The 24658-nt window shown below is 51.6% G+C and carries 20 protein-coding genes; 15 read left to right on the plus strand and 5 right to left on the minus strand.

Features of this window, described 5'->3' with window-relative positions:
- Positions 1–77: 77 nt before the first annotated feature.
- The 5 genes from cysT to K0T92_RS17770 all read left to right on the plus strand — a co-directional run bounded on the left by cysT (position 78) and on the right by K0T92_RS17770 (position 4341).
- On the plus strand, positions 78–884 hold the full coding sequence (gene cysT / locus K0T92_RS17750) for a sulfate ABC transporter permease subunit CysT (RefSeq protein ID WP_425517664.1): 807 nt from the start codon (positions 78–80) through the stop codon (positions 882–884).
- Positions 881–1678: a sulfate ABC transporter permease subunit gene (locus K0T92_RS17755; RefSeq protein WP_219873812.1), complete on the plus strand. Its 798-nt coding sequence runs from the start codon at positions 881–883 to the stop codon at positions 1676–1678. The genes cysT and K0T92_RS17755 overlap by 4 nt, the downstream gene beginning before the upstream one ends.
- Before the next feature lie 3 nt (positions 1679–1681).
- A complete protein-coding gene (locus tag K0T92_RS17760) occupies positions 1682–2746 on the plus strand; it encodes a sulfate/molybdate ABC transporter ATP-binding protein (RefSeq protein WP_219873813.1) in 1065 nt (354 codons plus the stop codon).
- A 31-nt stretch (positions 2747–2777) separates the two neighbouring features.
- Positions 2778–3860: a sulfate ABC transporter substrate-binding protein gene (locus K0T92_RS17765; protein ID WP_219873814.1), complete on the plus strand. Its 1083-nt coding sequence runs from the start codon at positions 2778–2780 to the stop codon at positions 3858–3860.
- Positions 3861–3936: 76 nt separating this feature from the next.
- Positions 3937–4341 (plus strand): hypothetical protein, encoded by a 405-nt coding sequence (locus tag K0T92_RS17770; RefSeq protein WP_219873815.1) that lies wholly within the window; start codon positions 3937–3939, stop codon positions 4339–4341.
- Positions 4342–4431: 90 nt separating this feature from the next.
- Here K0T92_RS17770 and K0T92_RS17775 read toward each other — a convergent pair whose 3' ends face one another.
- The gene (locus tag K0T92_RS17775; RefSeq protein WP_219873816.1) at positions 4432–5331 is read right to left on the minus strand and encodes a LysR family transcriptional regulator; all 900 of its coding nucleotides are present in this window, start codon (positions 5329–5331) and stop codon (positions 4432–4434) included.
- A 126-nt stretch (positions 5332–5457) separates the two neighbouring features.
- On the opposite strand from K0T92_RS17775, the gene K0T92_RS17780 reads away from it, so the two are divergent.
- Positions 5458–6498, plus strand: coding sequence for a YeiH family protein (locus tag K0T92_RS17780; RefSeq protein ID WP_219873817.1), 1041 nt, complete (start codon positions 5458–5460; stop codon positions 6496–6498).
- A gap of 20 nt (positions 6499–6518) precedes the next feature.
- On the opposite strand, the gene K0T92_RS17785 is transcribed toward K0T92_RS17780, so the two are convergent.
- Entirely contained in the window at positions 6519–7319 is an 801-nt protein-coding gene (locus tag K0T92_RS17785) for a Cof-type HAD-IIB family hydrolase (RefSeq protein WP_219873818.1), read from the minus strand.
- Between the two features lie 217 nt (positions 7320–7536).
- Between K0T92_RS17785 and K0T92_RS17790 the strand changes: the two genes are divergently transcribed.
- Both K0T92_RS17790 and K0T92_RS17795 read left to right on the plus strand, forming a co-directional pair.
- Entirely contained in the window at positions 7537–8961 is a 1425-nt protein-coding gene (locus tag K0T92_RS17790) for a S41 family peptidase (RefSeq protein ID WP_246628246.1), read from the plus strand.
- Between the two features lie 110 nt (positions 8962–9071).
- Complete coding sequence (locus K0T92_RS17795) at positions 9072–10571, plus strand: IMP dehydrogenase (RefSeq protein ID WP_219873819.1); 1500 nt, start codon at positions 9072–9074, stop codon at positions 10569–10571.
- A gap of 232 nt (positions 10572–10803) precedes the next feature.
- On the opposite strand, the gene K0T92_RS17800 is transcribed toward K0T92_RS17795, so the two are convergent.
- Both K0T92_RS17800 and K0T92_RS17805 read right to left on the minus strand, forming a co-directional pair.
- Positions 10804–12435, minus strand: a complete 1632-nt coding sequence (locus tag K0T92_RS17800) for a M14 family metallopeptidase (RefSeq protein ID WP_219873820.1) — start codon at positions 12433–12435, stop codon at positions 10804–10806.
- Positions 12436–13025: 590 nt separating this feature from the next.
- On the minus strand, positions 13026–13796 hold the full coding sequence (locus K0T92_RS17805; RefSeq protein WP_219873821.1) for a TspO/MBR family protein: 771 nt from the start codon (positions 13794–13796) through the stop codon (positions 13026–13028).
- Between the two features lie 558 nt (positions 13797–14354).
- Between K0T92_RS17805 and K0T92_RS17810 the strand changes: the two genes are divergently transcribed.
- The gene (locus K0T92_RS17810) at positions 14355–15056 is read left to right on the plus strand and encodes an MBL fold metallo-hydrolase (protein ID WP_219873822.1); all 702 of its coding nucleotides are present in this window, start codon (positions 14355–14357) and stop codon (positions 15054–15056) included.
- 579 nt (positions 15057–15635) lie between these two features.
- On the opposite strand, the gene K0T92_RS17815 is transcribed toward K0T92_RS17810, so the two are convergent.
- Positions 15636–16643 (minus strand): RluA family pseudouridine synthase, encoded by a 1008-nt coding sequence (locus tag K0T92_RS17815; RefSeq protein ID WP_219873823.1) that lies wholly within the window; start codon positions 16641–16643, stop codon positions 15636–15638.
- Between the two features lie 208 nt (positions 16644–16851).
- Here K0T92_RS17815 and K0T92_RS17820 point away from each other — a divergent pair, with 208 nt between their 5' ends.
- The 6 genes from K0T92_RS17820 to K0T92_RS17845 all read left to right on the plus strand — a co-directional run bounded on the left by K0T92_RS17820 (position 16852) and on the right by K0T92_RS17845 (position 24640).
- On the plus strand, positions 16852–17847 hold the full coding sequence (locus K0T92_RS17820) for an ABC transporter ATP-binding protein (RefSeq protein WP_219873824.1): 996 nt from the start codon (positions 16852–16854) through the stop codon (positions 17845–17847).
- A complete protein-coding gene (locus K0T92_RS17825; RefSeq protein ID WP_219873825.1) occupies positions 17844–18953 on the plus strand; it encodes an ABC transporter permease in 1110 nt (369 codons plus the stop codon). Before K0T92_RS17820 ends, K0T92_RS17825 begins: the two co-directional genes overlap by 4 nt.
- Positions 18954–18994: 41 nt before the next feature.
- Complete coding sequence (locus K0T92_RS17830; protein ID WP_219873826.1) at positions 18995–19588, plus strand: TetR/AcrR family transcriptional regulator; 594 nt, start codon at positions 18995–18997, stop codon at positions 19586–19588.
- 134 nt (positions 19589–19722) lie between these two features.
- Positions 19723–21297 (plus strand): stalk domain-containing protein, encoded by a 1575-nt coding sequence (locus K0T92_RS17835; protein WP_219873827.1) that lies wholly within the window; start codon positions 19723–19725, stop codon positions 21295–21297.
- Positions 21298–21477: 180 nt separating this feature from the next.
- On the plus strand, positions 21478–23355 hold the full coding sequence (locus K0T92_RS17840; protein ID WP_219873828.1) for a B12-binding domain-containing radical SAM protein: 1878 nt from the start codon (positions 21478–21480) through the stop codon (positions 23353–23355).
- Between the two features lie 286 nt (positions 23356–23641).
- Positions 23642–24640: a LacI family DNA-binding transcriptional regulator gene (locus tag K0T92_RS17845; protein WP_219873829.1), complete on the plus strand. Its 999-nt coding sequence runs from the start codon at positions 23642–23644 to the stop codon at positions 24638–24640.
- Positions 24641–24658: the final 18 nt, after the last annotated feature.

The raw sequence follows: 24658 nt of genomic DNA on the forward strand, positions 1-24658 counted from the left end.
TCAATACCGAGTAAATTAATAGGAATTAGCGCGATTCCATGAGGAAAGCGTTGGGGGGTAACGGGGTTTTGAATTTAATGTTGCGCAGCAGGTGGTGGAGTTTCGGATTCCGCACCACGATCATGCTCTATTTCATCGTACTTATTGTATTGCCTATTATCGGGATCTATACCCAATCGTTCTCATTGGGCTGGCAGCCATTCTGGGACAGTGTGACCGATCCGCTCGCGTGGAAGTCCGTGCTGCTTACGACCAAGCTGTCGGTCATAGCGACTGTTATTAACGTGCTTCTGGGCACAATGATAGGCTGGGTGCTTGTCCGCTACCGGTTCCCCGGTCGGCGCATTCTGAACAGTCTCGTAGACCTGCCATTCGCTCTGCCGACTGCGGTCGGCGGATTAATGATATTGCTGCTGCTTGGACCGGGCAGCCTCGTCGGCGGTATTGCCGACAATTTCGGAATTGAGATCGTGTTTCATGAACCGGCGATTGTTGTTGCGATGGTGTTCGTCACTTTTCCATTCGTCATTCGCGCTATCCAGCCGCTGCTGGAGGAGCTGGACAAATCCGAGGAGGAGGCCGCTTATACGCTTGGCGCCTCGACTACACGAACCTTTTTTCAAGTGATATTCCCGACTATACTGCCAGGAATCTTGAGCGGAGCGATGCTTGCGTTCTCGCGGGCACTTGCCGAATTCGGAGCGGTTGTACTCGTAGCAGGCAACATACCAGGGAAGACGCTGATTGCTTCAGTCTATATTTTCGGCGAAATTGAAAGTGATAATCCGCAAGGTGCTGCTGCAGTATCGGTGCTGCTGCTGACCTTGTCCTTCTTCATCCTATGGGCCGTTAACCTCATTCAGTCGAGGAGGATGGGCAAATGAAGAAGCTGTGGATTTCACTCACATATCTTGTTTTTATCATCCTGCTAATCATTCCGGTTATCAAAATATTTACCGGCGCCTGGGCTGATGGCTGGAGCGGGTTCGCAGATGCGTTATCTCGCAAGCAATCGATTCATGCATTGATGATGACAGGCATTATCGTTGTTGTTGTTACGGCAATCAATACGGTGTTTGGCGTTATGCTGGCACTCTATCTTGTCCGGGCAAGCTGGATCAGCCATCGGATGAAGCAGTTCATGAACAGTATTGTGGATTTGCCGTTCGCGGTATCTCCGGTTATCGGCGGACTTATGATCGTTCTTCTACTGGGTCCAAGCTCCATTATGGGGGCATTCTTCGAGGATATCGGGTTTAAGGTCGTTTATGCGCTGCCGGGCATGATTCTGGCAACCTTGTTCGTCACATTCCCGCTTATGGTGCGTGAGGTGATGCCCGTGCTGCAGGAGATTGGCTCTCAGCAGGAAGAAGCGGCTTCTACCTTGGGCGCATACTCCTGGTATACGTTCTGGCATGTTACGTGGCCGTCGATCCGTTGGGGCGTAATATACGGGGTTGTCCTTACCGTAGCCCGCTCGCTTGGCGAGTTCGGAGCGGTACTGGTTGTTTCGGGCAATATAATGAATAAGACACAGACAGCGACGACGCTTGTCTATCAGGATGTTGAGAATTTCAACGTTGTAGCGGCGAACAGTATTGCGCTTGTGCTTGCGGCCTTCTCGGTCGGTCTGCTGCTTCTGATGGAATGGGCGAAAAAGAGAAAGGAAGTGCATTAGACGATGCATATCGAGGTGCGCGGATTAAATAAACAGTTCGGTGATTTTCAAGCCGTTAATAATGTTAGCTTCGAGATTGAGAAAGGGCATCTGATCGGCCTGCTAGGGCCGAGCGGCGGCGGCAAGACGTCCATTCTGCGTATGCTGGCAGGTCTCGAATCTCCCAGCTCCGGCGATATTATCTTTCACGGCAAGCGGGTGAATGATCTGCCGCCGCAGGAGAGAGGAATCGGCTTCGTATTTCAGAACTACGCTTTGTTCAAGCATATGACGGTCTATGACAACGTCTCCTTCGGTCTGAAAGTAAAGGGACAGTCCAAGGAGGTTATCCGCGAGCGTGTCATGACGCTGGTAGAGCTGACGGGTCTCAAGGGCTTCGAGCATCGCTATCCGCATCAATTGTCCGGCGGTCAGCGGCAGCGTGTCGCCTTTGCGCGTGCGCTCGCACCGGAGCCGCAGCTGCTGCTGCTTGACGAGCCGTTCGCGGCCATTGATGCGAAGATTCGAACAGAGCTCCGGACATGGCTGAAAGAGATGATCGAGCGCGTCGGGATTACTTCGATCTTCGTGACGCATGACCAGGAAGAAGCGATCGAGGTAGCCGACGAGATTATGATTATTAACAAGGGGCGCCTGGAGCAGAAGGGTTCGCCTTGGGAAATATACAAAAATCCGCAAACGCAGTTTGTTGCAAGCTTCATAGGCGAGTCTACCATCGTCGAGAATATCGAGCGGTTGAAGGGCTTTGAGGAAGCGGCCAAATGGCCAGGAACACAGGCGCTCATTCGTCCGGAGTACATTGAGATCGGCAAGCTAAGCGAGTTCCGTCTCCCTTCGGCGACGTTCCAGGGCGTTGTGAAGCATCTTCATTTTAGAGGCAGTGAATGGATGGTTGAGGTTCAGGTAGGCGACATTAAATTGATCACTTACCGGTCCCTGGAGAAGGATGTCCTTCAGCCTGGCGACGAAATAACGGTGCTCATTCATCGTGCTTATCTGTTCAACGATAGCGATACGTGGATTATGGAGAACAGGCTAAAAGAAGATCCGATGCCTATCCATATTTAATTTGCCTATGAGAAAGCGTTGTGAAAACTCGATGAAACGATATTTAACACAAAGCGGGCGAGTCGCCGCTGCTGTGCTCATGTCGCTGCTTCTATTGCTTGCAGCGGCTTGCGGGAGCAACGGTGATGCACCACCTGCCAATAATAGCGTCAGCAAGCCCTCCGGGACATCTGGGGACAATGTAACCTTGGTTATCGGCGCTTACTCCGTTGTTAAGGACGCCTTTGGCGAGCTGCTCCCGCAATTCCAGGCGGATTGGAAGGAGAAGACCGGGCAGACAGTTGTATTCCAGGAATCTTATGAGGCTTCGGGAACACAAGCCAGAGCAATTGCCGGAGGCTTTGAAGCCGATGTCGCGATTCTGGCGATGGAGGGCGATCTCGATAAGATTGAGAAGGCCGGCTTTATCTCCCATGATTGGAAGGCACAGAAGAGCGATGGGATTATTACCCGTTCGATCGTTGTTATGGGCACCCGCGAAGGCAATCCCAAGGACATTCGGGACTGGGAGGATCTCACCCGCGAGAAGGTGAAGGTGCTGTATCCGAACCCGAAGACATCCGGAGGAGCGCAATGGGATATCAATGCGATCTATGGAGCGGGGCTGAAACGGTCAGAAGCAGAGACGGGCAAGAAGGATCCGGCTTACGCCAAAGATTTCCTGAAGAAGATTCACGAGAATGTTGAATCGCTTGATAAGAGCGGCCGTGCTTCTATGGCAGCATTTGAATATGGCGTTGGCGATGTCATCGTTACCTATGAGAATGAACTGCTGGCACGTATTAAGCAGGGCGTTCCTTATGAGATCATCGTACCAAGCTCGACGATTCTGATTGAGAATCCGGCGGCGGTTGTTGACGTCAACGTGGATAAGCACGGCACGCGCGAGGTAGCCGAGGCATTCATCGATTTTCTGCACAGCAGCGCATCACAGAAGGTGTTTGCCGAGCTGGGCTTCCGGCCTGTGGATGAGAAGGTAAGCGAGGAAGTAGGCAGCCGCTATGCGCAGCCTGAGGAGCTCTTCGATATTCACTATCTTGGCGGCTGGGATAAGGTGCGGGAGACGCTCTATTCGCCTAAGGGTATCTGGTATCAGGTGCTCGCGGGGTTGTGATTCGGCTGGAATCAAGGTATGATAGATTGCAAGTGGAATAATCTAACATTCCTTATCGGATCAGGGAGGGTCTTTCATGAATATCTCGTCAGCCTCATCATCTGATTATTCGGTCGGCGCATCTGCTGGTTCTGCTGAAGCTTACTCTGGTGGAGAGGGCAGCATTAGTCAAATCGAGGCCAAAATCCGCCAGCTTCAAAAGCAAAAAGCAGTGGTTCTGAATAAAATCGCTAAAGTGGCGGTAGGATCGGAATCGGAAGAGATCAAGAAGAAACAGATTGAAGTGCTCAGGATGGAGGTTGCAGGCATTGATCTGCAAATTCAGATGCTGACAGCCAAGCTGATGGAGATGATGAAGAAAGCGGCAGAAGCGAAGAAACCGCTGACTGCACCGTCTAACGGGAACGACCCGGCTTTGTCTAACCACAACAACAATGAGAAGGGGAAGTCCTCCTCACACATTATTGATATATTCGTTTAATGCGAGCGTACTATACAATTCCGGGGCAGCTCCGTAGGTTATCGAAAGATGGCTTATGGGGCTGCCTTTTTTTTGTCGTGCTCGCCGCTACTATAATTCTGTGCTTGCTGTCCAGCGGGTCTCCCGCAGCAGCTCGATGAAGAGCTGCGCCGCCTTGGTGTGGAAAGGAGTGGCCCCGGTAACAAGAGAGAACTGACGGGTGATCGGTGTGCCCTTTACCCGGATTGTCCTAAGCGTGCCGAGCGCGCTTTCTTTGCGGATGGCCCATTGCGAGAGCAGTGTAATGCCAAGCCCTGCTTCAACGGACTCTTTAATAATTTGTGTGCTGCCGAATTCCATGAGCTTGCGGGGGTGGAGGCGGAGCCCGGAGAACATGCGATCCGCTGCTTCTCTTGTGCCCGAGCCGGTCTCTCTAACGATCCAGGTCTCACTCTCCAATGCCCTTGCCGCAATATCCTCCTCGCTGGACAGCCGATGATTCTTCGCAACTACGATCTCCATCACATCCTCTGCGAACGGCTCGATCAAGAGCTTTTTGTCCTCATATTCGCCCTCAATAATCCCGACATCTATTTCATGATTAAGGATGGCCTCAGCGATCTCCCTTGTATTCCCGATTGTAATTGTCGGTTGGATAAGCGGATAGCGCTCGCTAAGCCGGGCGATGGCATGAGGCAGGACATATTCTCCGAAGGTATAGCTGGCTCCGATCGAAATCGGGCCGCTTGCTATATGCATCAGGTCATCGATCAAGGCTTGCATGCGCGTGTACTGACCGATAATTTCTTTGGCATGATGGTAAACGATATAGCCTGCTTTGGTCAGACGGACATATTTGTTAGTTCGCTCCAACAGCTTGGTTCCTGTGGTGCGTTCAAGCGCTGCAATATACTGGCTGACGGCCGGTTGCGTCATATGCAGCTCCTCCGCCGTGCGGGTGAAGCTTCCCTTGTCCGCGACAGTTACAAAGACGAATAAAGCCTGATCCACAGCCTCGCTGCCTCCCCTCAAATTCAATCATAAGTATTAACTTATGATAATAATCATTATGAATTATTTTTCTTATTCATGCAATTGGCTTACGATTAGAGCATCCTACAACAGAGGGTGGTTCCCATGGCGGATTTATATACCAAAACAGTTCCTCATCATGAGCTTGGCGGCATTCCTTCGGCCTTAGTGAGTTGGGGCGGGGGGATTGGCTTTACATTGCTGACCGCTTTGCTTGGGTATGGATTGAGCGGCATTCCAGGCTTGCATGTGATTGGACCTATGGCCTGCGCGATACTGCTTGCTGTCCTCTATCGCCACTTCCGGGGTTACCCCGAGCAATTCCGTACGGGCATTGGGTTTGCCAGCAAAAGCTTGCTGCGGCTCGCTATTATTCTGTTCGGCCTGAAGCTGAACATTATCGTTATTTTTCAACAGGGGCTTGGACTGCTGCTGCGTGATCTTGTGGTTGTTCTATTCGCGGTAGGCCTGACCCTGCTGCTGGCAAAATGGTTCAAAGCCGACCTCTCCTTATCGCTGCTGCTCGGAATCGGAACAGGCATTTGCGGTGCAGCTGCAATTGCAGCTGTTTCCCCCATTTTGAAGGCAAAGGAGGAGGATACCGCAGTTGGCGCTGGACTAATCGCACTAATCGGCACTGTATTCGCAGTGGGCTATACGATTCTGCGTCCCTATGCGGGCATAACGGATGTACAGTACGGCATATTGTCAGGGGCAAGTCTGCATGAAATCGCTCATGTTGCCTTAGCGGCAGCGCCAGCAGGTCAAGATGCTCTGGCCACCGCCTTGCTCGCGAAGCTGGGAAGGGTATTCCTGCTCGTGCCGTTAAGTCTGGTGCTGATGGTGTGGATGAGAAGGAAGGAGGGCAGCCAGTGCAGAAGCGCTGGAATCCAGTTCCCGTGGTTTCTGCTCGGATTCATGCTGATGAGCTTGTTTGGCACCTATGTGCTGGGGAATAGCATTGTCGTGCCTGCGGGAATGATGAACGGAATTTCAACGCTGACGACATTGCTGCTGACAATGGCTATGGTCGGTCTTGGATTGAATGTAAGCCTGCGCAAAATAAAAGCGGCCAAGCTCAAAGCGCTCGCCGCTCTTGCAGTAACCTCTATTGCACTTGCGATACTGACCTATGCCACCGTCTAGATGGCAGGCGTGCAGCTCCGTCAGGCCCGATTCAGAACAAACTTCTCGATAACATGACGAACACCTTCGTCGTTGTTCGATTTCGTAATATAATCTGCAAGCTCCTTCAGTCTTGGAACCGCGTTGTCCATGGCTACGCCAAGTCCTGCTACCTCGATCATTTCATGATCATTCCAAGAGTCCCCGATTGCAATGACCTCATCCATTGTACAGCCGATATGCGCAGCCATGAATTCGATCGCATGGCCCTTCGTTCCTTCTTTATGCGTAAATTCCAGATAGTGCGCCTTGGACTTCGTAATATGCACACGGTCGCCGATTAATGGCGCAAGCTCTACGGCGAGCTCATCCAGATAGGCTGGCTCGTCGATGATCAGCATCTTCGTGGAGGGGAGCGCGATCAGCTTGTCGAGATCCGACTCGATTACAAAAGGAATATTCGTCAGCGTCGCATAAGCGCGGGCTTTCTCGTTATCCTCCCGCACATACAGAATATCATTCACATACAGCTGCAGGTGAAGGCCGCGTTCCAGGCAGAATGACAGCAGCTGCTTGGCCGCATCGAGCGGTACGCTTCGCTCATACAGCACCTGCTCATCCAGCAATGTCTTAACGAGCGAGCCCTGGTACGTAATAATCGGAACATTCAGCTCGATCTGATTGGCAATCTTCTTGGCGGAAGGAAACATCCGGCCTGTGGCCAGAGTGACGAATACACCGCTGCGAATGGCCTCGGCTAGTGCTGCTTTCGTCCCTTCCGTCACGATGAGGTCATCTGTCAATAAAGTATCATCAATATCAATCGCAATTAGTTTGTACATGGTGGCTGCTCCTGCTCCTTCTCTCTCTATCTTATTTTTCATTGATTGTACCTTTAAACGGGCGCATCGGACAAGTACTATCTCCTTCATGAAGAGGTTCCAGATGGGCTGCTTGCAGCAGTGACCTGAATAAGATAAAGTGATAACGGTAGCCAGGAATCTGTAAGCAGAGACAAAGATCATATACAGATTTTCAGGGCAGAACGGAGAGATGGGAATGAGTATGTTCAGCGAGAAAGCGGTAAAGCAGCGCAAGGGCGTCAAAATAGGATTAATTATCGTTGCCGCATGCGTGCTCGGATTTATTGGAGGCCGCGTATCGGTCCTGATCCAATACCCCATCATGCAGGAATCGACCTTCCGCAATTTGGCGTATACGTATGATGAAATTATGTCTAATTATCTTGAGGGCGCAGATGCTAAGGAACTGGTGGACGGAGCGGCAGAAGGAATGGTCGCTTCGCTGGAGGATCCTTATTCTGTCTATTTGATCGGTGATAGAGGCGAGAAGTATGTGCAATCCTACAGTGATCATATTGTCGGCATTGGAGTGGAGATCCGCGAGCAGGATGGCGAATTTATCATTGAAGAAATTATTAAGGGCGCTCCTTCGGAGAAAGCGGGGCTAAGGGCCGGAGATGCGATTATTGAGGTGGACGGGAAGGCGACGAAAGGAATCGAGCTAGCAGACCTGAAGAAGCTTGTGCAAGGCGAGGAAGGAACGACGGTGAAGATGACGGTGCGCCGCGAGCGGTTGACGGAGCCGCTCGATATAATGGTGAAGCGGGGAGCGGTTCCGGTACATACGGTTACCTATGAGATGATGGACAATGGTGTGGGCCAGATCGTCATCACCCGCTTCGCTGAGAAGACGGGAGACGAGTTCAATCAAGCGCTCCAATCCCTTACAGGGAAAGGAATGAAGGCGCTCTTGATCGACCTGCGGGGCAATCCGGGCGGATTGCTTGATCCAACGATCGAAATCGCAAGCCATTTCGTGCCTAAGGACGAGGTTATCGTTCAGGTTGTCTATAAAGGAGAGAAGCGTGTCATTACGCATAAGTCCGAGCAGAAGACACCATGGACGCTGCCGCTTGCAGTATTGGTTGACGGCCATTCCGCCAGCTCCTCAGAGGTGCTGACAGCCGCGCTGAAGGCGACTGCCCATGCGGAGGTCATCGGCGAGAAGACGTTCGGCAAAGGGATTGTGCAGAATTTCAGACAGCTGGGTGACGGCTCAGTGCTCAAGCTGACGGAAGCGCAGTGGCGGTCGGCGGACGGACAATGGATTCATAAGAAGGGCATCGAGCCTACTGTACCTGTTGCTGCTCCGGCCTATTCGATGCTGCCCATGCTGCCTTCAGGCTTGCAGCTTCAGCAGGGCAATTATGGCGAACAGGTGGAGACCGTGCAGCAAATGCTGCAAACGCTGGGATATCTTGCGAATGCTGAGATGGGGATCTATGATGCGGTCACAGCTGAAGCTGTAAAGCAGTATCAAAGGGATCATTCATTGCCGGTGACCGGTATGATGAATGACAAGACCGCGTATAAGCTGACGGAGCAGCTGGCTGAGAAATTCAAGGCGGCGGATCCGCAGAGGATTAAAGCTCTGGAGCTGCTTGGGAACAGGAATGGTTGATTGATTGCCATCCATGTGATATGATTTTGAGAATTTATCTGAAGAGCTTCTATTATTGCACGGATAACATGCTCGACCAACAAAAGAGAATCCAAGGAGGATGAGAGAGAATGGCTTTCTACTATATGGAGCCGTCACGCACGTTCAGTGAGTTTTTGCTCGTGCCGAATTTGACGACGAAGGATTGCATCCCTGGCAATGTAAGTCTGAGAACGCCGATTGTCAAATTCAAAGCAGGGGAACAGCCGTCCGTCTCGCTTAACATCCCATTCGCATCTGCGGTTATGCAAGCTGTCTCCGATGATCGGATGGCGGTTGCGCTGGCAAGAGCTGGAGGCATATCATTCATCTTCGGTTCGCAGTCGATAGAGGATCAGGCGGCGATGGTACGGAAGGTAAAGGCTTATAAAGCAGGATTCGTCGTAAGCCGCTCGAATCTGACGCCGGATCATACACTGAAGGATGTGCTGGAGCTTAAGGAGCGGACAGGTCATTCAACGGTTGCCGTTACCGATAACGGATCGCCTCAGGGCAAGCTGCTGGGGATCGTGACGAGCAGAGATTATCGGATCAGCCGTGATCCTTTGACGAAGCGGGTTAGTGAATTCATGACGCCATTCTCCTCGTTGATCTACGGGACTACCGGCATCACATTGTCGGAAGCGAACGACCTGATCTGGGAGCATAAGCTGAACTGTCTGCCTATCGTGGACAAGGAGCAGAAACTGGATTACCTTGTATTCCGCAAAGATTATGATGCCCATAAGGAGAATCCTTACGAGCTGCTGGATGCCAATAAGAGCTATATTGTAGGTGCGGGCATCAATACAAAGGATTATATGGAACGTGTTCCGGCACTTGCCGAGGCAGGCGTTGATGTGGTCGTTATCGATTCGTCCGACGGATTCAGTGAATGGCAGCGGGAAACGATTCAATATGTGAAGGCGAATACGAACGTGAAGATTGGTGCGGGCAATGTTGTTGACCGTGAAGGCTTCCTCTACCTGGTTGAGTCGGGAGCTGACTTCATTAAAGTGGGTATCGGCGGCGGTTCGATCTGTATAACAAGGGAGCAAAAAGGGATCGGCAGAGGACAGGCATCAGCGCTTATAGAGGTTGCTGCGGCGCGTGACGAATACTTCAAGGAGACGGGCATCTACGTACCGATCTGTTCGGATGGCGGAATCGTTCATGATTATCACATTACGCTTTCTCTGGCGATGGGTGCTGATTTTGTTATGATGGGCCGTTATTTTGCCCGATTTGACGAGAGTCCGACGAGGAAGCTGAAGGTCGGAACGAATTTTGTGAAGGAATTCTGGGGAGAGGGCTCCAACCGGGCGCGCAACTGGCAGCGGTATGATACGGGCGGCAAGGAAAGTCTCGTATTCGAAGAGGGCGTTGATTCCTATGTTCCCTATGCGGGCAGCCTCCAGGAGAATCTTGACCGGACGATTCACAAAATCAAGTCCACGATGTGCAACTGCGGCTCGAAATCAATCGAGGAATTGCACCGGACAGCGCGTATTACGCTTGTCTCCGCGACGAGTATCGTGGAGGGCGGCGCTCACGATGTTATTCTGAAGGACAGCAGCCTCTCAGGGGAATAGGAACAATGGATAAGAACAAAGAGCCGCTGCGCAGGGGAATGTTCTTACGATCGCTGTTGTTCCCGGAATTCTTGAATTGAGATGTTTATGGTGGAATTCCGGGAACAAAGGCGAGCGCTGACACTTCTTCAGAATCATTCCCTCTGCTCCGCTCTGTTGTTCTTCCTCTTGTTTGAACTGAAAATGAAAGGACTATTCCCTCTCAAGAATGGAGGGAATAGTCCTTTTCTGTTCATGCAGCAGTGGTCTCAAACTGTGCTGGATGAGACGGTGTAGTATTTGTCCCTTGGGGTGATGGTTCAGTATCATCTCCTGATGCTGATGCTGATGCTGATGCTGATGCTGATGCTGATGCTGATGCTGATCCTGATTCCGACTTCTGTTCCTGCTCTTGCTCTGGCTGAAGGACTGCTGCCGCATCAGATTCGCGAATCCAGAACGTGCCTTCCTTTGCTTTCACGAGCAGCCAGCCGTTCCACTTCTCTAGCAATGTAACCGTCTGACCAGCTAAAGTTGATTTTATCGTACTGGTGGCCTTCGGTGTATCATATGCAGCTGTACCCGTCGCAATCTTTGCTTCCGAATATGCCAGCGGTTCGAAAGGACCTGCTAATACCGAACTGGATGATATCCAACGCGCGCCTGTTGAGGTTTGAATCTCCAGCCAATTGCCCCGCTGTCTCGTTGCTTTGTAACGTCCCGCATAGACTTTGCCAAGCTTCCTGGACTTCAAGTCCGGCCAGAGATAGCTGTTCGCTGGGCTTGTCAGGCGAATATCAGTTTCGTATGCGACCGTCTGCTGGCGTGCCATCCACAGCTTGTAGCCTTCCTCGGCAACATACCAGATCGTATGCTTTTGTTTGCCCCAAATATAATTCCATTGTGATAGCGGAACATTCGTCTCGCCAGCAGTGCGTCCAAGCTCTGGCGTCAAGCCGGGACGTCCGAATTCGGTAATAAACCAGTCCGTATAGCCGCCGCCTGAAGGATTGGCTTGAGGTGCGACTAGACGGTATCCTGTCAGATTTCCGTAAGCGGTAGCAATAAGCTTGTCGCGCTGAACATTCTCAGCCTTTGTTTTGTAATTCCAGAACAGAATCTCTCCGGAGGAGTGGTAGGCGAGCGAAAGCTCCGGCATCGTTGCTTTGGTAAGCTCGTACATGGCCCGCGCTTCTTTGGCCTGAAGGGGCTGTTTGCCCTTGTAATTCATATAAGAGGGAGCAGCGGCGGGATTGCGAATGGTCGACCAGCCAGCGGGATATTGCCTATTCAGATCAATTCCCTTTCCGTTTGCTTTCCAGCGCTTGAAGTTCCTGCTTCCGCCATTCATCTGGATCAGGGAAGCATGGGCGGAGGCAGGAAAAGCAGAAAGTCCGGATTGCTGCAGACTGACGCCATCAGGATTCACCATCGGCACGATGCGGAAGGTGACGTGTTGGAGCAGGTCGCGTGCATTGTAGCCTCTAACGGCTGCGGATTTGTTGTAATCCTGTGCCAACTGCTCGACCTGAACCATCAGAGTGATGGTCGTCATCCACTCGCGGGCATGATGAGAGCCGTTCAGCATAACGATCGCTGGACCGTGGCCGATATCGACTGTCCATAGCTTGCGTCCGTATTCGCTCTCTCCGGCAGAGCTGAGGCGGATCAGATCCGGATAGCGGGAAGCAAGGGCCTGAAGATCCTTGGACATTTGCGTATATGTATATACCTGTTTAGGATTGACGATCGGCTTTTCTGCGGAAGCCTCTGCAAGCGAGGACGCGACGGCGAGAATGGATATGCCGATCATGATCGCAGCTAATAAGAGGAGTGCGCCTTTCTTAATCGATGAAGAGGATGAATAGGCTGTCTGTAATTCCATAATGGGTGCAATCGCTCCTGTCGAATTAGTTGGGAATAGTAGATTCAATTCGACAGTTTTCGTTCAGATTCCTTCTAAAGAACGGGGAGTTTGGAACTAGAAGACAACGTAAATAGGAGATTTGCTTGTCCGCTGACAACCAAATCTCCTATGTAAACCATGTTATCCTATTCAATTATTACCTGCACTCCATTCAAACAACTTCCGTTGCCAATTTAATTTCACTCTTCTTAATGGTTCAGTATCGAAAGACTCATCCATGCAATCAGCTCTTGGCACCCACATGTCCCGCAAGCAAGTCATTGCCTGCTAGCTCCTTTCCGCAATCAATCAAAAGGGACATGCTTCGCTTACCTTCTTCATTGGACTATCCCCTCTCGATGCATTCATATCATTCATATCATTCATCTCCTTCAAGATCAGAACGCTTCCTCATTCCGTGAAGAAGTATTCTTTGAATGATATAGGTCAAGTGTACAAGTGATTATTAATTTTGTAAATATTCAGAATAATCTATAAAATATCATTGAGCCTATGTTTTTTCCGTTTTTCTGCGTGATGCTTCTTTTTCTTTACAATTTCGCAATATTTCAATAAATCTTCCTCTGCCGGAATGTTAGGATTACCAGGATAAATGCTGCCACGAGTATTAGTGCAGCTCCGATCCATGCCGAGGCCGCAACGGTTTCATTAAGATGCTCTTGCTTGACTGCAATAGCGCTGAGTGCCCATACAAACACCAGCATGTAGAAGGGATCGCGGAACTTGAAGCCCACTGCAAGCGCGAGAATAACAGCAACGGCCAGCATAATAATCGTCCAGGCCGTATCAGTGAGTCCGAAGCGGTCCCAGCCTATGTGATCGAGAACCACACTAATATTCACTATTGTGGCGACACTGATCCACCCCAGGTAGATGCTGAAAGGCAGCTGCACAACAAGACGCTCCACGAGAGCGGGTGAAGGAGAAGCCAAGTGGACGCGGCGATAAATGACGATGAGTGTAAGCAGGAGAGCGATCATAATAAATCCGCTGCTCGTCACCCATTCATAATGCCAGACGAATATCCATGCAATATTAAATAGACAGCTGATGAGAAACCACGGCCCGATGCTGAGGACACGCTCTTTTCTCGCGCCGGAGCGTGTAGCCTGGTAGATCGCAAAGCCAATCAATAGCAGGTAGATAAGGCTCCAGATCGAAAAAGCATACCCCGCTGGCGTAATCAACACAGGGTGCTTGGCCGACAGCTCTCCCGTCGTTTTGTCATTGAGAGGCAGCAGGACGGCAAGCAAGTTGACGATGATAACGGCGATAATTCCAACGATATTCCATACTCGGTAGACATGTCTGTGCATCATAATGGATCTCCCCCCTGAAAATTGTCCGTACACTGCTATATATTCACCGGAACATCATTTTATTAAGCAGGCGAAGAGGCTGAATGGCCGCATGCAAGGATCAAGAACTCGCGGTGAATCCATAACGGCTGAGCATTCCTGCGTAAAAGCAGGCTTTTTCTCGTTTCAGCTCAATGAAGAATGAATGCCTGCCAAAGCGCAGGTATTTCGTCGCCTTTTCCCCTATCGGCTGAAATGGATCGCATATTCCTGCACAATCGCAGGCATTCTACTCCCTGCAACTCTTTTTCTCTGAAATTCCTGCACTTACGCAGGATTTCTTTATTGCTTGTGACGGGCGGCGAAGCCAAACAGTATTAAGCAGCGGAGAGGCTGAATGACCGCATGCAAGGATCAAGAGCTCGCTGGGAATTCATAAACGGCATGCTCTCCGTCTGGGGCACGGAGGGCTGAACTCTTGATGTGCGGAATAACGATTGACATAGTTGATAACGTTGGTTATATTATAACCAACGGTTAATAACCAGTGGTTACAAAAAGCGGAACGGAGTGATTCTGATGAAAATTGTGCGGTTGTCAGATAATATTTGGAGTTTGAAAACGTGGCTGCTTATTCCGGTTCATGTGTGGCTCGTAAAGGAAGCGGACGGTGTTGTCCTTGTTGATGCGGGGATTTCGTCCATGACGAAGGGAATTTTGTCGGCGATCGAGAAGCTGGGGCTCGGGCCGCTCAAGGCGATTGTGCTTACACATGGGCATTCCGATCATGTTGGAGCGGTCAAAGGCATCCTGCGGCATACGACAGTTCCTGTCTATGCGCATCGCATTGAAATGCCTTACATGGAGGGAAAGCTGCCTTACCCGAGGCGCAAGAAGGCAGCGCAATCCGTTGCCGCTGGCCTGGCTGTCCCGCTGCCGCAATCCGCTTCCGGAGAACTGCTGCCATTCGGAAGCTTGCAGCCTTACTTGACGCCGGGACACTCACCGGGGCATGTGGTGTATTATCATGAGAAGGATGGCGTGCTGCTGGCCGGGGATTTGTTCACATCGAAGAGGGGAAAGCTGAATCGGCCAATGCCGATGTTCACCGCTGATATGGCGGAAGCGCTGCGGAGCAGCGCCATCGTCCGCAAGCTGAGACCTAAGCGGCTGGAGGTATGTCATGGCAGCAGCGTAATGAATCCGGCGGATCAATTGGACGGATATCTTGGCAGGCACGCAGCGGCGGCGACAGGATCAGCGAGCTCGCCTTCGGCATAATTCAACGGGGCTGTACGAAAAGTCCAATATCCAAAGAATCGGTCCCGAATGATGTGAAAGATGCCTCCAAACCACTAAAAAGTGGGATTGGAAGCTTCTTTTTCGTTGTATAGGGAGTCTAAGTGGGACTTTATCTGAAATCATCCAACAGCTCTCAGGACAACTCCTTCTCCAACTGTTTTGAAGGCAGCGTGACGGAGTAAAAGCCTGCGAATGTGCATGAATTTCGGTTGCAAGACGCCATAATGGTTAAATTCCTGCGATGAAGCATGAATTTGGAGAAAAATCGGCTGTTAAGGGGAAATGAAGGTGAAATACCTGCTCTCTGGCAGGCATTTCACCTTCATGGGGTCAGAAACGCGCAAATAAATGCCGTTTCGCAGGTTTCGCCTAGCTCGCATCTCGTATCTCGTATCTCGTATCTAGTAGCTCGCAACTCGCATGTCTCGGCGTTTGAATGACGGATCGACCTCAGGAGAGGAGTATGTCAACAGTCCCATGCTCGCAGTCATGCCACATCGTACAGCTTCTTAAAGTGGAAGTTGCGATTTCCAACAAGGGCTTTCTGGACAGCCTGTTCTATGTGGCTGCAGGTTCCCGGAATGGAGCAAGGAATGTCTTGGGAACCGGCACTTCAAAGCGCATCAGCTGCTCCGTTACGGGATGCACGAATGCGAGTACACTGGCATGCAGGCCGAGTCTGCCGATTGCCTTCGATTTGGCCCCGTATTTCTTGTCGCCGACGACGGGATGGCCGATTTCCTCCATATGAACCCGAATTTGATTCTTCCGTCCGGTTTCGAGATGAACTTCCAGCAGGGTGAAATTTCGGTTAGCCTGCAGCATTTTGTAGTGGGTTATCGCAAGCTGTCCGTCATTGGGATAAGGACTGGAATACATCTTGAGCGTGCTGCTTTCCTTCAGCCATGATTTGATCGTGCCCGTCTCCTTCTTGACAGCGCCCTCCACCAAGGCGATATAAGTCCGTTCCTGCACCATATCTCCCCAGGCATTCTGCAAGGTCTGCTGTACCTGCTCGCTCTTGGCGAACATCATCACACCCGACGTATCGCGATCCAGGCGGTGAACTACGAAAATCCGGGCTTTCGCGTCCTTCTTCCGGACATGTGCCGTAAGCTGGCGGTAGGCGGTCAGCTCATTCTCCTTATCCGAAGCGATGGACAGCAGGCCCGATTCCTTCTTGACGACGATAATATGCTCATCCTCATGCAGGACAGCAAGGCCGATCATTGGCTCCTCTTCCATAATCCGCTCCTTGCTCACCATAACTGTATGCCCCGGCTGCAGCGGATAATTGTATACTTTAGCGACGCTGCCGTTGACCGTGATTTGTCCGCGGGAGAGCATCGATTTGATGGCATTCCTGCCTGTATGCTTCAGGGAAGCGATCAGAAAGGCGAGAAGCTCGCCCGGCTCCTGTACTGTGAATGATTTGACATCAGGACGATTGCCCGTCCCCTCTTGGCGTCCGCTTCGCTGCTGCGGCCTGGCTGGAGGTCTGGGAGCGCTCCCCATCCGCTTGCTCTCATTCGTCTGACGCCCTGCTGCTGATCTTCTTTTATTCATTCGTCTGCTCACACCGTCCTCTATTCAATACCCCCAATATAGCATGAACCATTCCGCAATTGCTATGTGGCCTTTGATTTTCCGCGTATCTATGGCTGCCTGGAAGGTTTACGAGGTGTTTATTTCCATTCTATCTATCTGCTGAAGTATAATAATACCAATCTATTAATATTTGACCTTATCGCAGTTGAAACGGAGGTAAGCATTAATGAAAGAGTATGCGCAAGCGCCGCACGGGGACGTATCGGCTGAGCAGCCCAATATTATCGAGGTCGATGGTCTGGTCAAAAGGTACGGCACATTCACGGCGGTAAACGGAATCCAGTTTCAGGTTAAGCGGGGGGAGATCTTCGGTCTTCTCGGCCCCAACGGAGCGGGCAAAACAACGACGATGGAGATGATCGAGGGGCTGCGCCAGCCTGATGAGGGAGTTGCGCGGGTCGCAGGCTATGATACACGCACACAGCTGAGCAAGGTGAAGGAAGTTATCGGGGTGCAGCTGCAATCGACCTCTCTGTTCGATCTTCTGACTGTAAAAGAAATTACGGCGATGTATGCAAGCTTCTATCATGTGCCTACTTTGCCTATTCTACCCTTGCTTGATAGTGTCACCTTGTCTGAAAAGCTGAATGACCGCGTCAAAAATCTGTCCGGCGGACAGAAGCAGCGGCTTGCTATTGCGCTTGCTCTCGTCAATGATCCGCAGGTCGTCTTTCTCGATGAGCCAACTACAGGTCTCGATCCCCAGGCGAGGCGGACGCTGTGGGATATTATTCTTAAGCTGCGCGATCAAGGGAAGACGATTATCATCTCGACTCATTATATGGATGAAGCCGAGCTGCTGTCCGACCGCATCTGCTTGATGGATCGCGGGTCGATTGTCGCGCTCGATACGCCGCGCAATCTCATCCGCAGCCTGGAATCGGAGAGTGCGATAGAGTTCCGCGTACCCGCGCTGGATACGATGCCGGAGGAACGCAGGTCGGAGCTGCTTGACAGCATGCAGGGGATCGAAGGGGTGCGGCAAGCTGAATTCCGCAAGGACAGCTATGTCCTTTATACGGATCAGCTGCAGTCGGCATTGACCGGGCTTGTAGCGTTGACGGAGCGGGATGGGATTCAGTTCACCGACCTGTTGACCAGAACTGCGACGCTGGAAGATGTGTTCATTCATATGACCGGAAGGAGCCTTAGAGAATCATGAAATCCTATACACAACTAACGCTCGCCCAGCTCCGGCTGTTCGCGCGCAACAAGCAGGTGCTGTTCTGGACGCTTGCTTTTCCCATATTTCTTATGGTTATGCTGGGCTCCTTCGCCGGAGGCAGCGGGGGCGGGTCGATTGACGGGTACTATTACGATGAGGACGGGGGCAGCGAAGGCTCTAAGACGGTCATCGCAGCGCTCGAAGGACAGAAGGAGATTCTCCGTCTTGAACCGGCGGAGAACAAGGAAGAGGCTATGAATGAGCTGAAGGAGGGCAAGAAGGGGGTTATCATTATTATCCCTAGCGGCTTCGGCGCATCGATGACACCGGAATCTATCGCCAGCGGCACGCAGGCGAAGCTCCTTCTGTACTATGATCAGACACAAGCAATCAAGGCACAGTCTGCTATCAATGCAATGGAGCAGGTAACGGATGGCCTGAGCAAGGCGCTTGTCCATTACTCGCCCGTTGTTGTTCTCGATTCGGTCGGCGTGCAATCGCTGGAGCTTCAGTATATTGATTTTCTCGTTCCGGGCATTGTAGCCATGATGATTATGTCCAATAATTTGAACGGTGTTGCCGGTCAGATTGCTTCCTGGCGCGAGCGCGGCATACTGCGCCGGATGCAGAGCACCCCGCTTCACCCGTCATCATTCATCGCAGCGCAAATTACGGCGAGGCTGCTGCTGAACGGCGCGCAAGCCATCATCGTGCTGCTCGTATCATCACTGCTGTTCGGCACACAGGTCAATGGCTCATGGCTGCTGCTGATCGGCTTCGTCATCGTTGGCACGCTTGCGTTCATGGCCATCGGCTTTATTATCGCCGGGCTCGCCAAGACGCCGGAGAGTGCGGGGCCGATTGCCGGCTTTGTCTCATTCCCAATGATGTTCCTTGGCGGTGTATTCTTCCCGATCAGCAGCATGCCCGCTTATCTGCAGCCTGTCGTCAACCTGCTGCCAATTGCGCATCTAAGCACTTCGCTAAGGCAGATTATGAACGTCGGGGCGGGATTGACCCAGCTGTGGAGCGAGGCGCTGCTGCTTGGCGGATGGCTGATCGTGGCCTTTATTGTCGCCAGCTTCACATTCAAATGGGAGTAAACAGGTAGCGAGCATTTACATTAATGGAGGAGTGTCGCACCATGCCTAAATTAATGGACCCGCAGAAGAGAGTGCTGATTGTGCAAGCAGCACAGGAGCTCTTCTCCAAATATGGGTTCAAAAAAACGACGGTTGACGAAATTGCGCAAAATGTCGGCATAGCGAAGGGGACGATCTATTTATATTTCAAAAATAAGGAGCAGCTGCTCATACGAATCGGCATGAATTCGCTTCTTGCCTCTCAAGAGGGGCTTATTCGCGAGGTGTCGCAAATTGAAGATCCGTCCCGGCGGCTGCAGCGCATCATTGAGAACAAAGCGAAGGATATGTTCCGGTTCTACGAGGAATTTCCCGATGCAATCAAGATCATTCCCTATCTCCGCAAGGAAGACATCGTCCAGGAGGGGGGACAGACCTATTTTGACAATCATACGCACTTGCTCAGAGATGCGCTGGGGCTCGGAATCGAGCAGGGGCGGTACCGGATCGGAGATCTGGATGCTATGGTGGAGCATATCTGTTTCATGACCAAAGCCTTTGACCCGCCGCATAAGGTGCCCAAGACATTCGCAGAGATCAAGATTCAGCTGGATCTGTATATTAAATTGCTGCTTGAGGCGATAGAAGGGAAGTAGACAGGGCGGAACGGCATCCTATCAGGGTTCTATGAAACAGTCATTCCCGTTGCTCGAATCTGATAGACAAACTAGATAGCCGGTGATACGATAACGACAAATGAAATTTAGGGGATTATTGGAGGAACGCACTGGTGAAAGACAACAAGTTGAAGCAAACGCTGCTCTTATCTGTTCTCGCATTCGGCATCATTGCCGCTCCATTGGCAGGCTTTGGAGGTACTGCCGCACATGCTGCCGCGTCCAGCAAGACGATTGCCACCCAAGCCGCTGCACTGCAAGTCTATGTGGATGGGAAGAGACTGAGCATCTCCCCGAATCCCGTTGTGCAGAAGGGAATCACTCTTGTGCCGATGCGCCAGATCTTCACTGCGCTCAAGGCGGATGTCGCATGGGAGCCGACGACGAAGACGATTATCGCGAAGAAGGATTATACGACCATCACGCTTCAGGTCGGTGCCAAGCACGCAGTTATAGGAGGGAAATCGGTGCAGTTGACCGTTCCCGTACAGCAGATTGGCGGAGCGACAATGGTGCCGCTGCGGTTCGTAGGCGAGGCGCTTGGAGCTAAAGTCCATATGGACACAGCTTCTCATGCTGTCCATATCTATTCGGCAGGGAATTATCCGACTGAATCACAAGCTAATGATGACTATGAAGAAGATGAGCTGGACTGGGAGGAAGCAGATTACTCCACGAAGCTGACGACAAGTGAAATTGTCGGCATGAATGACTCTAAGGTCGTCATGATCTCTACCGATGTCGCACAGGGAAGCGGCGTTGTCATCGGAGAGAAGTGGATCGTGACGAATCATCATGTAATGCAGGATGCGCAGGCGGGCAAAGTGACGACGAACAACGGCGAGACCATCGATATTGAAGGTATCGTGATCTATGACGAAGAGGCGGACCTGGCTATTATTCAGACCAAAGAACCGCTGTATATCAATCCGGTCATTCTGGGAAGCGGCTATACGGAACGCAAGGGGGACAAAGTCGTTGCAATCGGCAGTCCGCTCGGCCTTCAGAATACGGCATCAGAAGGAATTATAAGCAATATTGACTATTCCGGACTGACAAGAGGGTATCAGATCAGTGTTCCGATTGATCACGGCAGCTCTGGCGGCGGCTTGTTCAATGTATACGGAGAGCTTGTCGGCATTACAACGTCGGGCATGGAGGGCACGCAGGCCAATTTGAATTTTGCCGTGTCTGTGTCAGGGGTCTCTGACCTGCTCTACGAGCTGGAGGAGCAGCCTCCGGCCAAGATAGCCTTCCTGGATAAGCGGCTGCCTGACAGCTTGAAGGGCGCGACGAATGAGGAGATCAGGGACCTGATGAAGGAAGAGTTCGGTTTCATAGGAGCGTCCGAGGGCTCGACAGAGCTGAAGCGCTGGGAAGTGACACGGGACTCGCAGGGCTGGCTCGTCATCACGGCCGTTATGGATCCGTCATTCTATATGCTGTACGGCAACAAGTCCAATGATGATTTCCGCTACTGGGCGATCGATGCCGGATATGAGCTCATGCGGATGCTGCCGGATGATAAAATACAGCTAGCTGTTTATTACGAGCAGGTGTTCAGCTTCGAGCCGCGCGGCTTCGCTTCGGGTGAAGTGACTGCTGTCGGCGACGGCACATGGCGTGTCCGTTACCCGATTATTCAGATGCAAGGGAAAGATAAGATGCACGTGCAGGTTCGCACTTAATACATGAATCATTCAGAGAGTGGGCAGTCCCTTCAGGCGCAGTCGAGCGCATACGTGGAGGGACGCCCTTCTTTTTTTTCGTTTTATTCGGTACAATAGGGGTGGCTCCCGGGGCTTGCCCAAGCGCTGCTTGAAGGCAAGCGGGAGGATTGAAATGACTAATAAGGGAATGAACGCAGGATGAAAGTCGTACTGGCGACATTAAACGCAAAATTTATTCACACCTCGTTGGCGCTCCGCTGCTTGAAGGCATATAGCGCTCATGAGTTTGACATCGATATTGCAGAGTATACGATCAAAGATCCGGCCATGAATATCGTCGGTGATTTGTTCGCGCGCGACCCTGATGTTATCGGGTTCTCCTGCTATATATGGAATATTGAAGAGACGATTACCGTTATTGATATGCTTCGCAAAATCAAGCCATCACTGCGCATTGTACTGGGCGGACCGGAAGTAAGCTATGATACCGGCTTCTGGCTGGAGCGTTTGCCGCAGGTCGATTATATCGTTGTAGGCGAAGGGGAGGAGACCTTCCATCACCTGTTGACTGAAATTCGTGATGCACAGAAATTCCATATGGTGTTCGGGCTTGGGTACCGGAAGCTGGATGCCGATGGAACCGAGAAGATTATTGTCAATCCGCCGCGTCCCAAGCTGGATCTGGCCTCACTTCCAACGCCTTATCGCTTCGCGGAAGATGTGCCGAGCCTTGGCAGCCGGGTGGTCTATTTCGAGACCAGCCGTGGCTGTCCGTTCAGCTGCCAGTTCTGCTTGTCCAGTATCGAGGTGGGCGTGCGGTATTTTGACAAGGAGCGTACGAAGGCGGATTTGCTGTACTTGATCGATTCCGGAGCGAAGCTGATCAAGTTCGTTGACCGGACCTTTAATATTAAACGCGACTATGCGCTGGAGATCTTCCAGTTTCTCATTGAGAATCATCGGGGGACAGTGTTCCAGTTCGAGATTACAGCGGACATTATGCGTCCTGAGGTGCTCGATTATTTGGCCGAGCATGCGCCTCCGGGCATATTCCGCTTCGAGATTGGCGTCCAATCGACGAATGACATTACGAACGAGGCGGTGCAGCGGCGCCAGAACTTCAAGAAGCTGACCCGTACCGTAATGAAGGTGAAGGAAAGCGGCAAGATCGACCAGCATCTGGATCTGATCGCGGGCCTGCCGCATGAGGATTACAACACGTTCCGCAAAACGTTCAACGATGTATTCGAGCTTCGCCCCGAGGAGCTGCAGCTTGGATTTCTCAAAATGCTGCGCGGAACCGGCATGCGTCTGGATGCTGACAAGTACGGCTACATCTACATGGATCGTGCCCCTTATGAAATGCTGGGCAACAACCTGCTGCCGTTCTCGGACCTGGTACGGATTAAGCGGGTTGAGGATGTGCTGGAGAAATACTGGAATGCACATCGGATGGATCATGCGCTGCTGTACCTGGTGGGAAACGCTTTTCCTTCCGCCTTCGATTTCTTCCAGCAGTTCGGCGACTATTGGGAAGGGCGCGGCTGGCAGAAAATCGGCCATCAGCTGGAGGATTTGTTCTCCCGCCTGTGGGCTTTTCTGGAGGAATATCATGCGAAGCCGGTTTCTGCGGAGCCGGCGGAGCGATCCGCTAATTCTTCCGCAGAGCAGTCTGCAAATCCGCTCACCGAACCGTCCGCAGGATGGCAGCTTGATGTGGCGCTTGGCCTGATGAAGCTGGATTATTTCTTGAACCACAATTACAAGCCGCGCAAGGTATGGTGGGACTTTACGATGGACAAGCCGGAATGGAGCGGCTGGATGCAGCAATTGGCCGCACATCCGGGCGATGTATCCGAAGCCTTTGGCACGCTGGGGCTGGGGGAGAAGGAGCTGCACAAGCACGCGGTCATCGAACGGCTGCCCTTTGATCTGGAGCGGTATTTGTCCGAGGGCGTCGTCGCGCGGGAAACGGAAACGCTGCTCATCGTCGTTTATGGCGGGGGCAGAGGAGAAGGCACAGGAGCCAAGCATTACATGCTGCGGCTTGCCCGCGAGCAGATGGTGACGGGCTAGCGGCAGCTTGCCAACGACAATGAGAGCTTGAATTTTCAACGGAACATGATTTCTCCGGGAGAGCCGCATATGCTGCGGCTGCTGGGGCAATCATGTTTTTTTGCAGAATGAAGGCAGACTTGAATCTGGCGGATTTCACGCATACTCTCTCAAGGGGGGATGGTATTCCTGCACAGCGTGGATGCCGTATTTTGCCAAGTCAAAATTACTGTTGCATTCAATCTGCTTATTTCATATAATTAATTATGCAACCGGTTGCATTGAAGGAGAAGGTGAGTACGAAGGGATGTCCAAATTAACGATTCAGAACATTGCCGATTTGGCGGGCGTGAACAAAGCGACAGTATCGCGGGTGCTCAACGGGAACACGAATATTTCCGAGAAGACACGGCTTAAGATCGAGAAGATTATGAAGGAACATAATTATGTTCCCAACTCCATCGCCAGAGGGCTTGCTTTCAACAAGACGTTTACGGTGGGCTTCTGCTTTGATTACACAGATAAGAAAGCGTTTGCGAATCCGTTCTTCTACAAGGTGCTGCAGGGGATCGAGGACGTGATCTATGACAATGAATATTTGTTCCTGATGATGAGCGACCATGATAAGAAGGGCGGTAAATCAACGTTCGAGCGTATCGTGGAAGAGCATCGGGTAGACGGACTTCTGCTTCCGGATACGCTGCTTAACCAAGCCAACTACGATTTGCTGATGAAGCATGAGATGCCGTTCGTCATCATCGGAGAGCATTCGCTGCGGCAGGAGGGGGTACGGTGGGTTGATGTCGACAACGTGCAGGCCGCAGCAATTTTAACAGAACGGCTCATCGCATTGGGGCATCGTTCCATCGTGATGTATGCCGGGGCAGCAGAGGTCAGGCGGGACAAGTTCATCGCTGATCGCATGGAGGGCTATAAAGCGGTTATGGAGCAGCGTGGGCTGGAGGCTCGCATTATGGAGCAGGCGGACTCATTAGGAGCACTCAAAGCTTTTGAAGGAGGTGAGGCAGGGGACGGCGGACAGAATCCCGAGGCGGTCATATGCTGCACGCATGAGCTGCTGTTCGAGATGCTGGATTGGGAACATGGCAACCCTATGCTCAAGGAGATCAGCTTGGCCACGTTCGATAATTATCCGATGTTCCGTCATTTGAAGCATCCTGTTCATTATGTGGAGATTGATCTGGAGATGATGGGCAAGCAGGCGGCAGGTTTACTTTTTTCATTAATCAACAAGGAAGCGGATCCGGCGCAATCGATTCGTATTCCGACCAGCATTGTGAATTAGTTTATAAGGATAGAGGTA

Source organism: Paenibacillus oenotherae (assembly GCF_019443105.1).
Taxonomy (GTDB): Bacteria; Bacillota; Bacilli; order Paenibacillales; family Paenibacillaceae; genus Paenibacillus_Z; species Paenibacillus_Z oenotherae.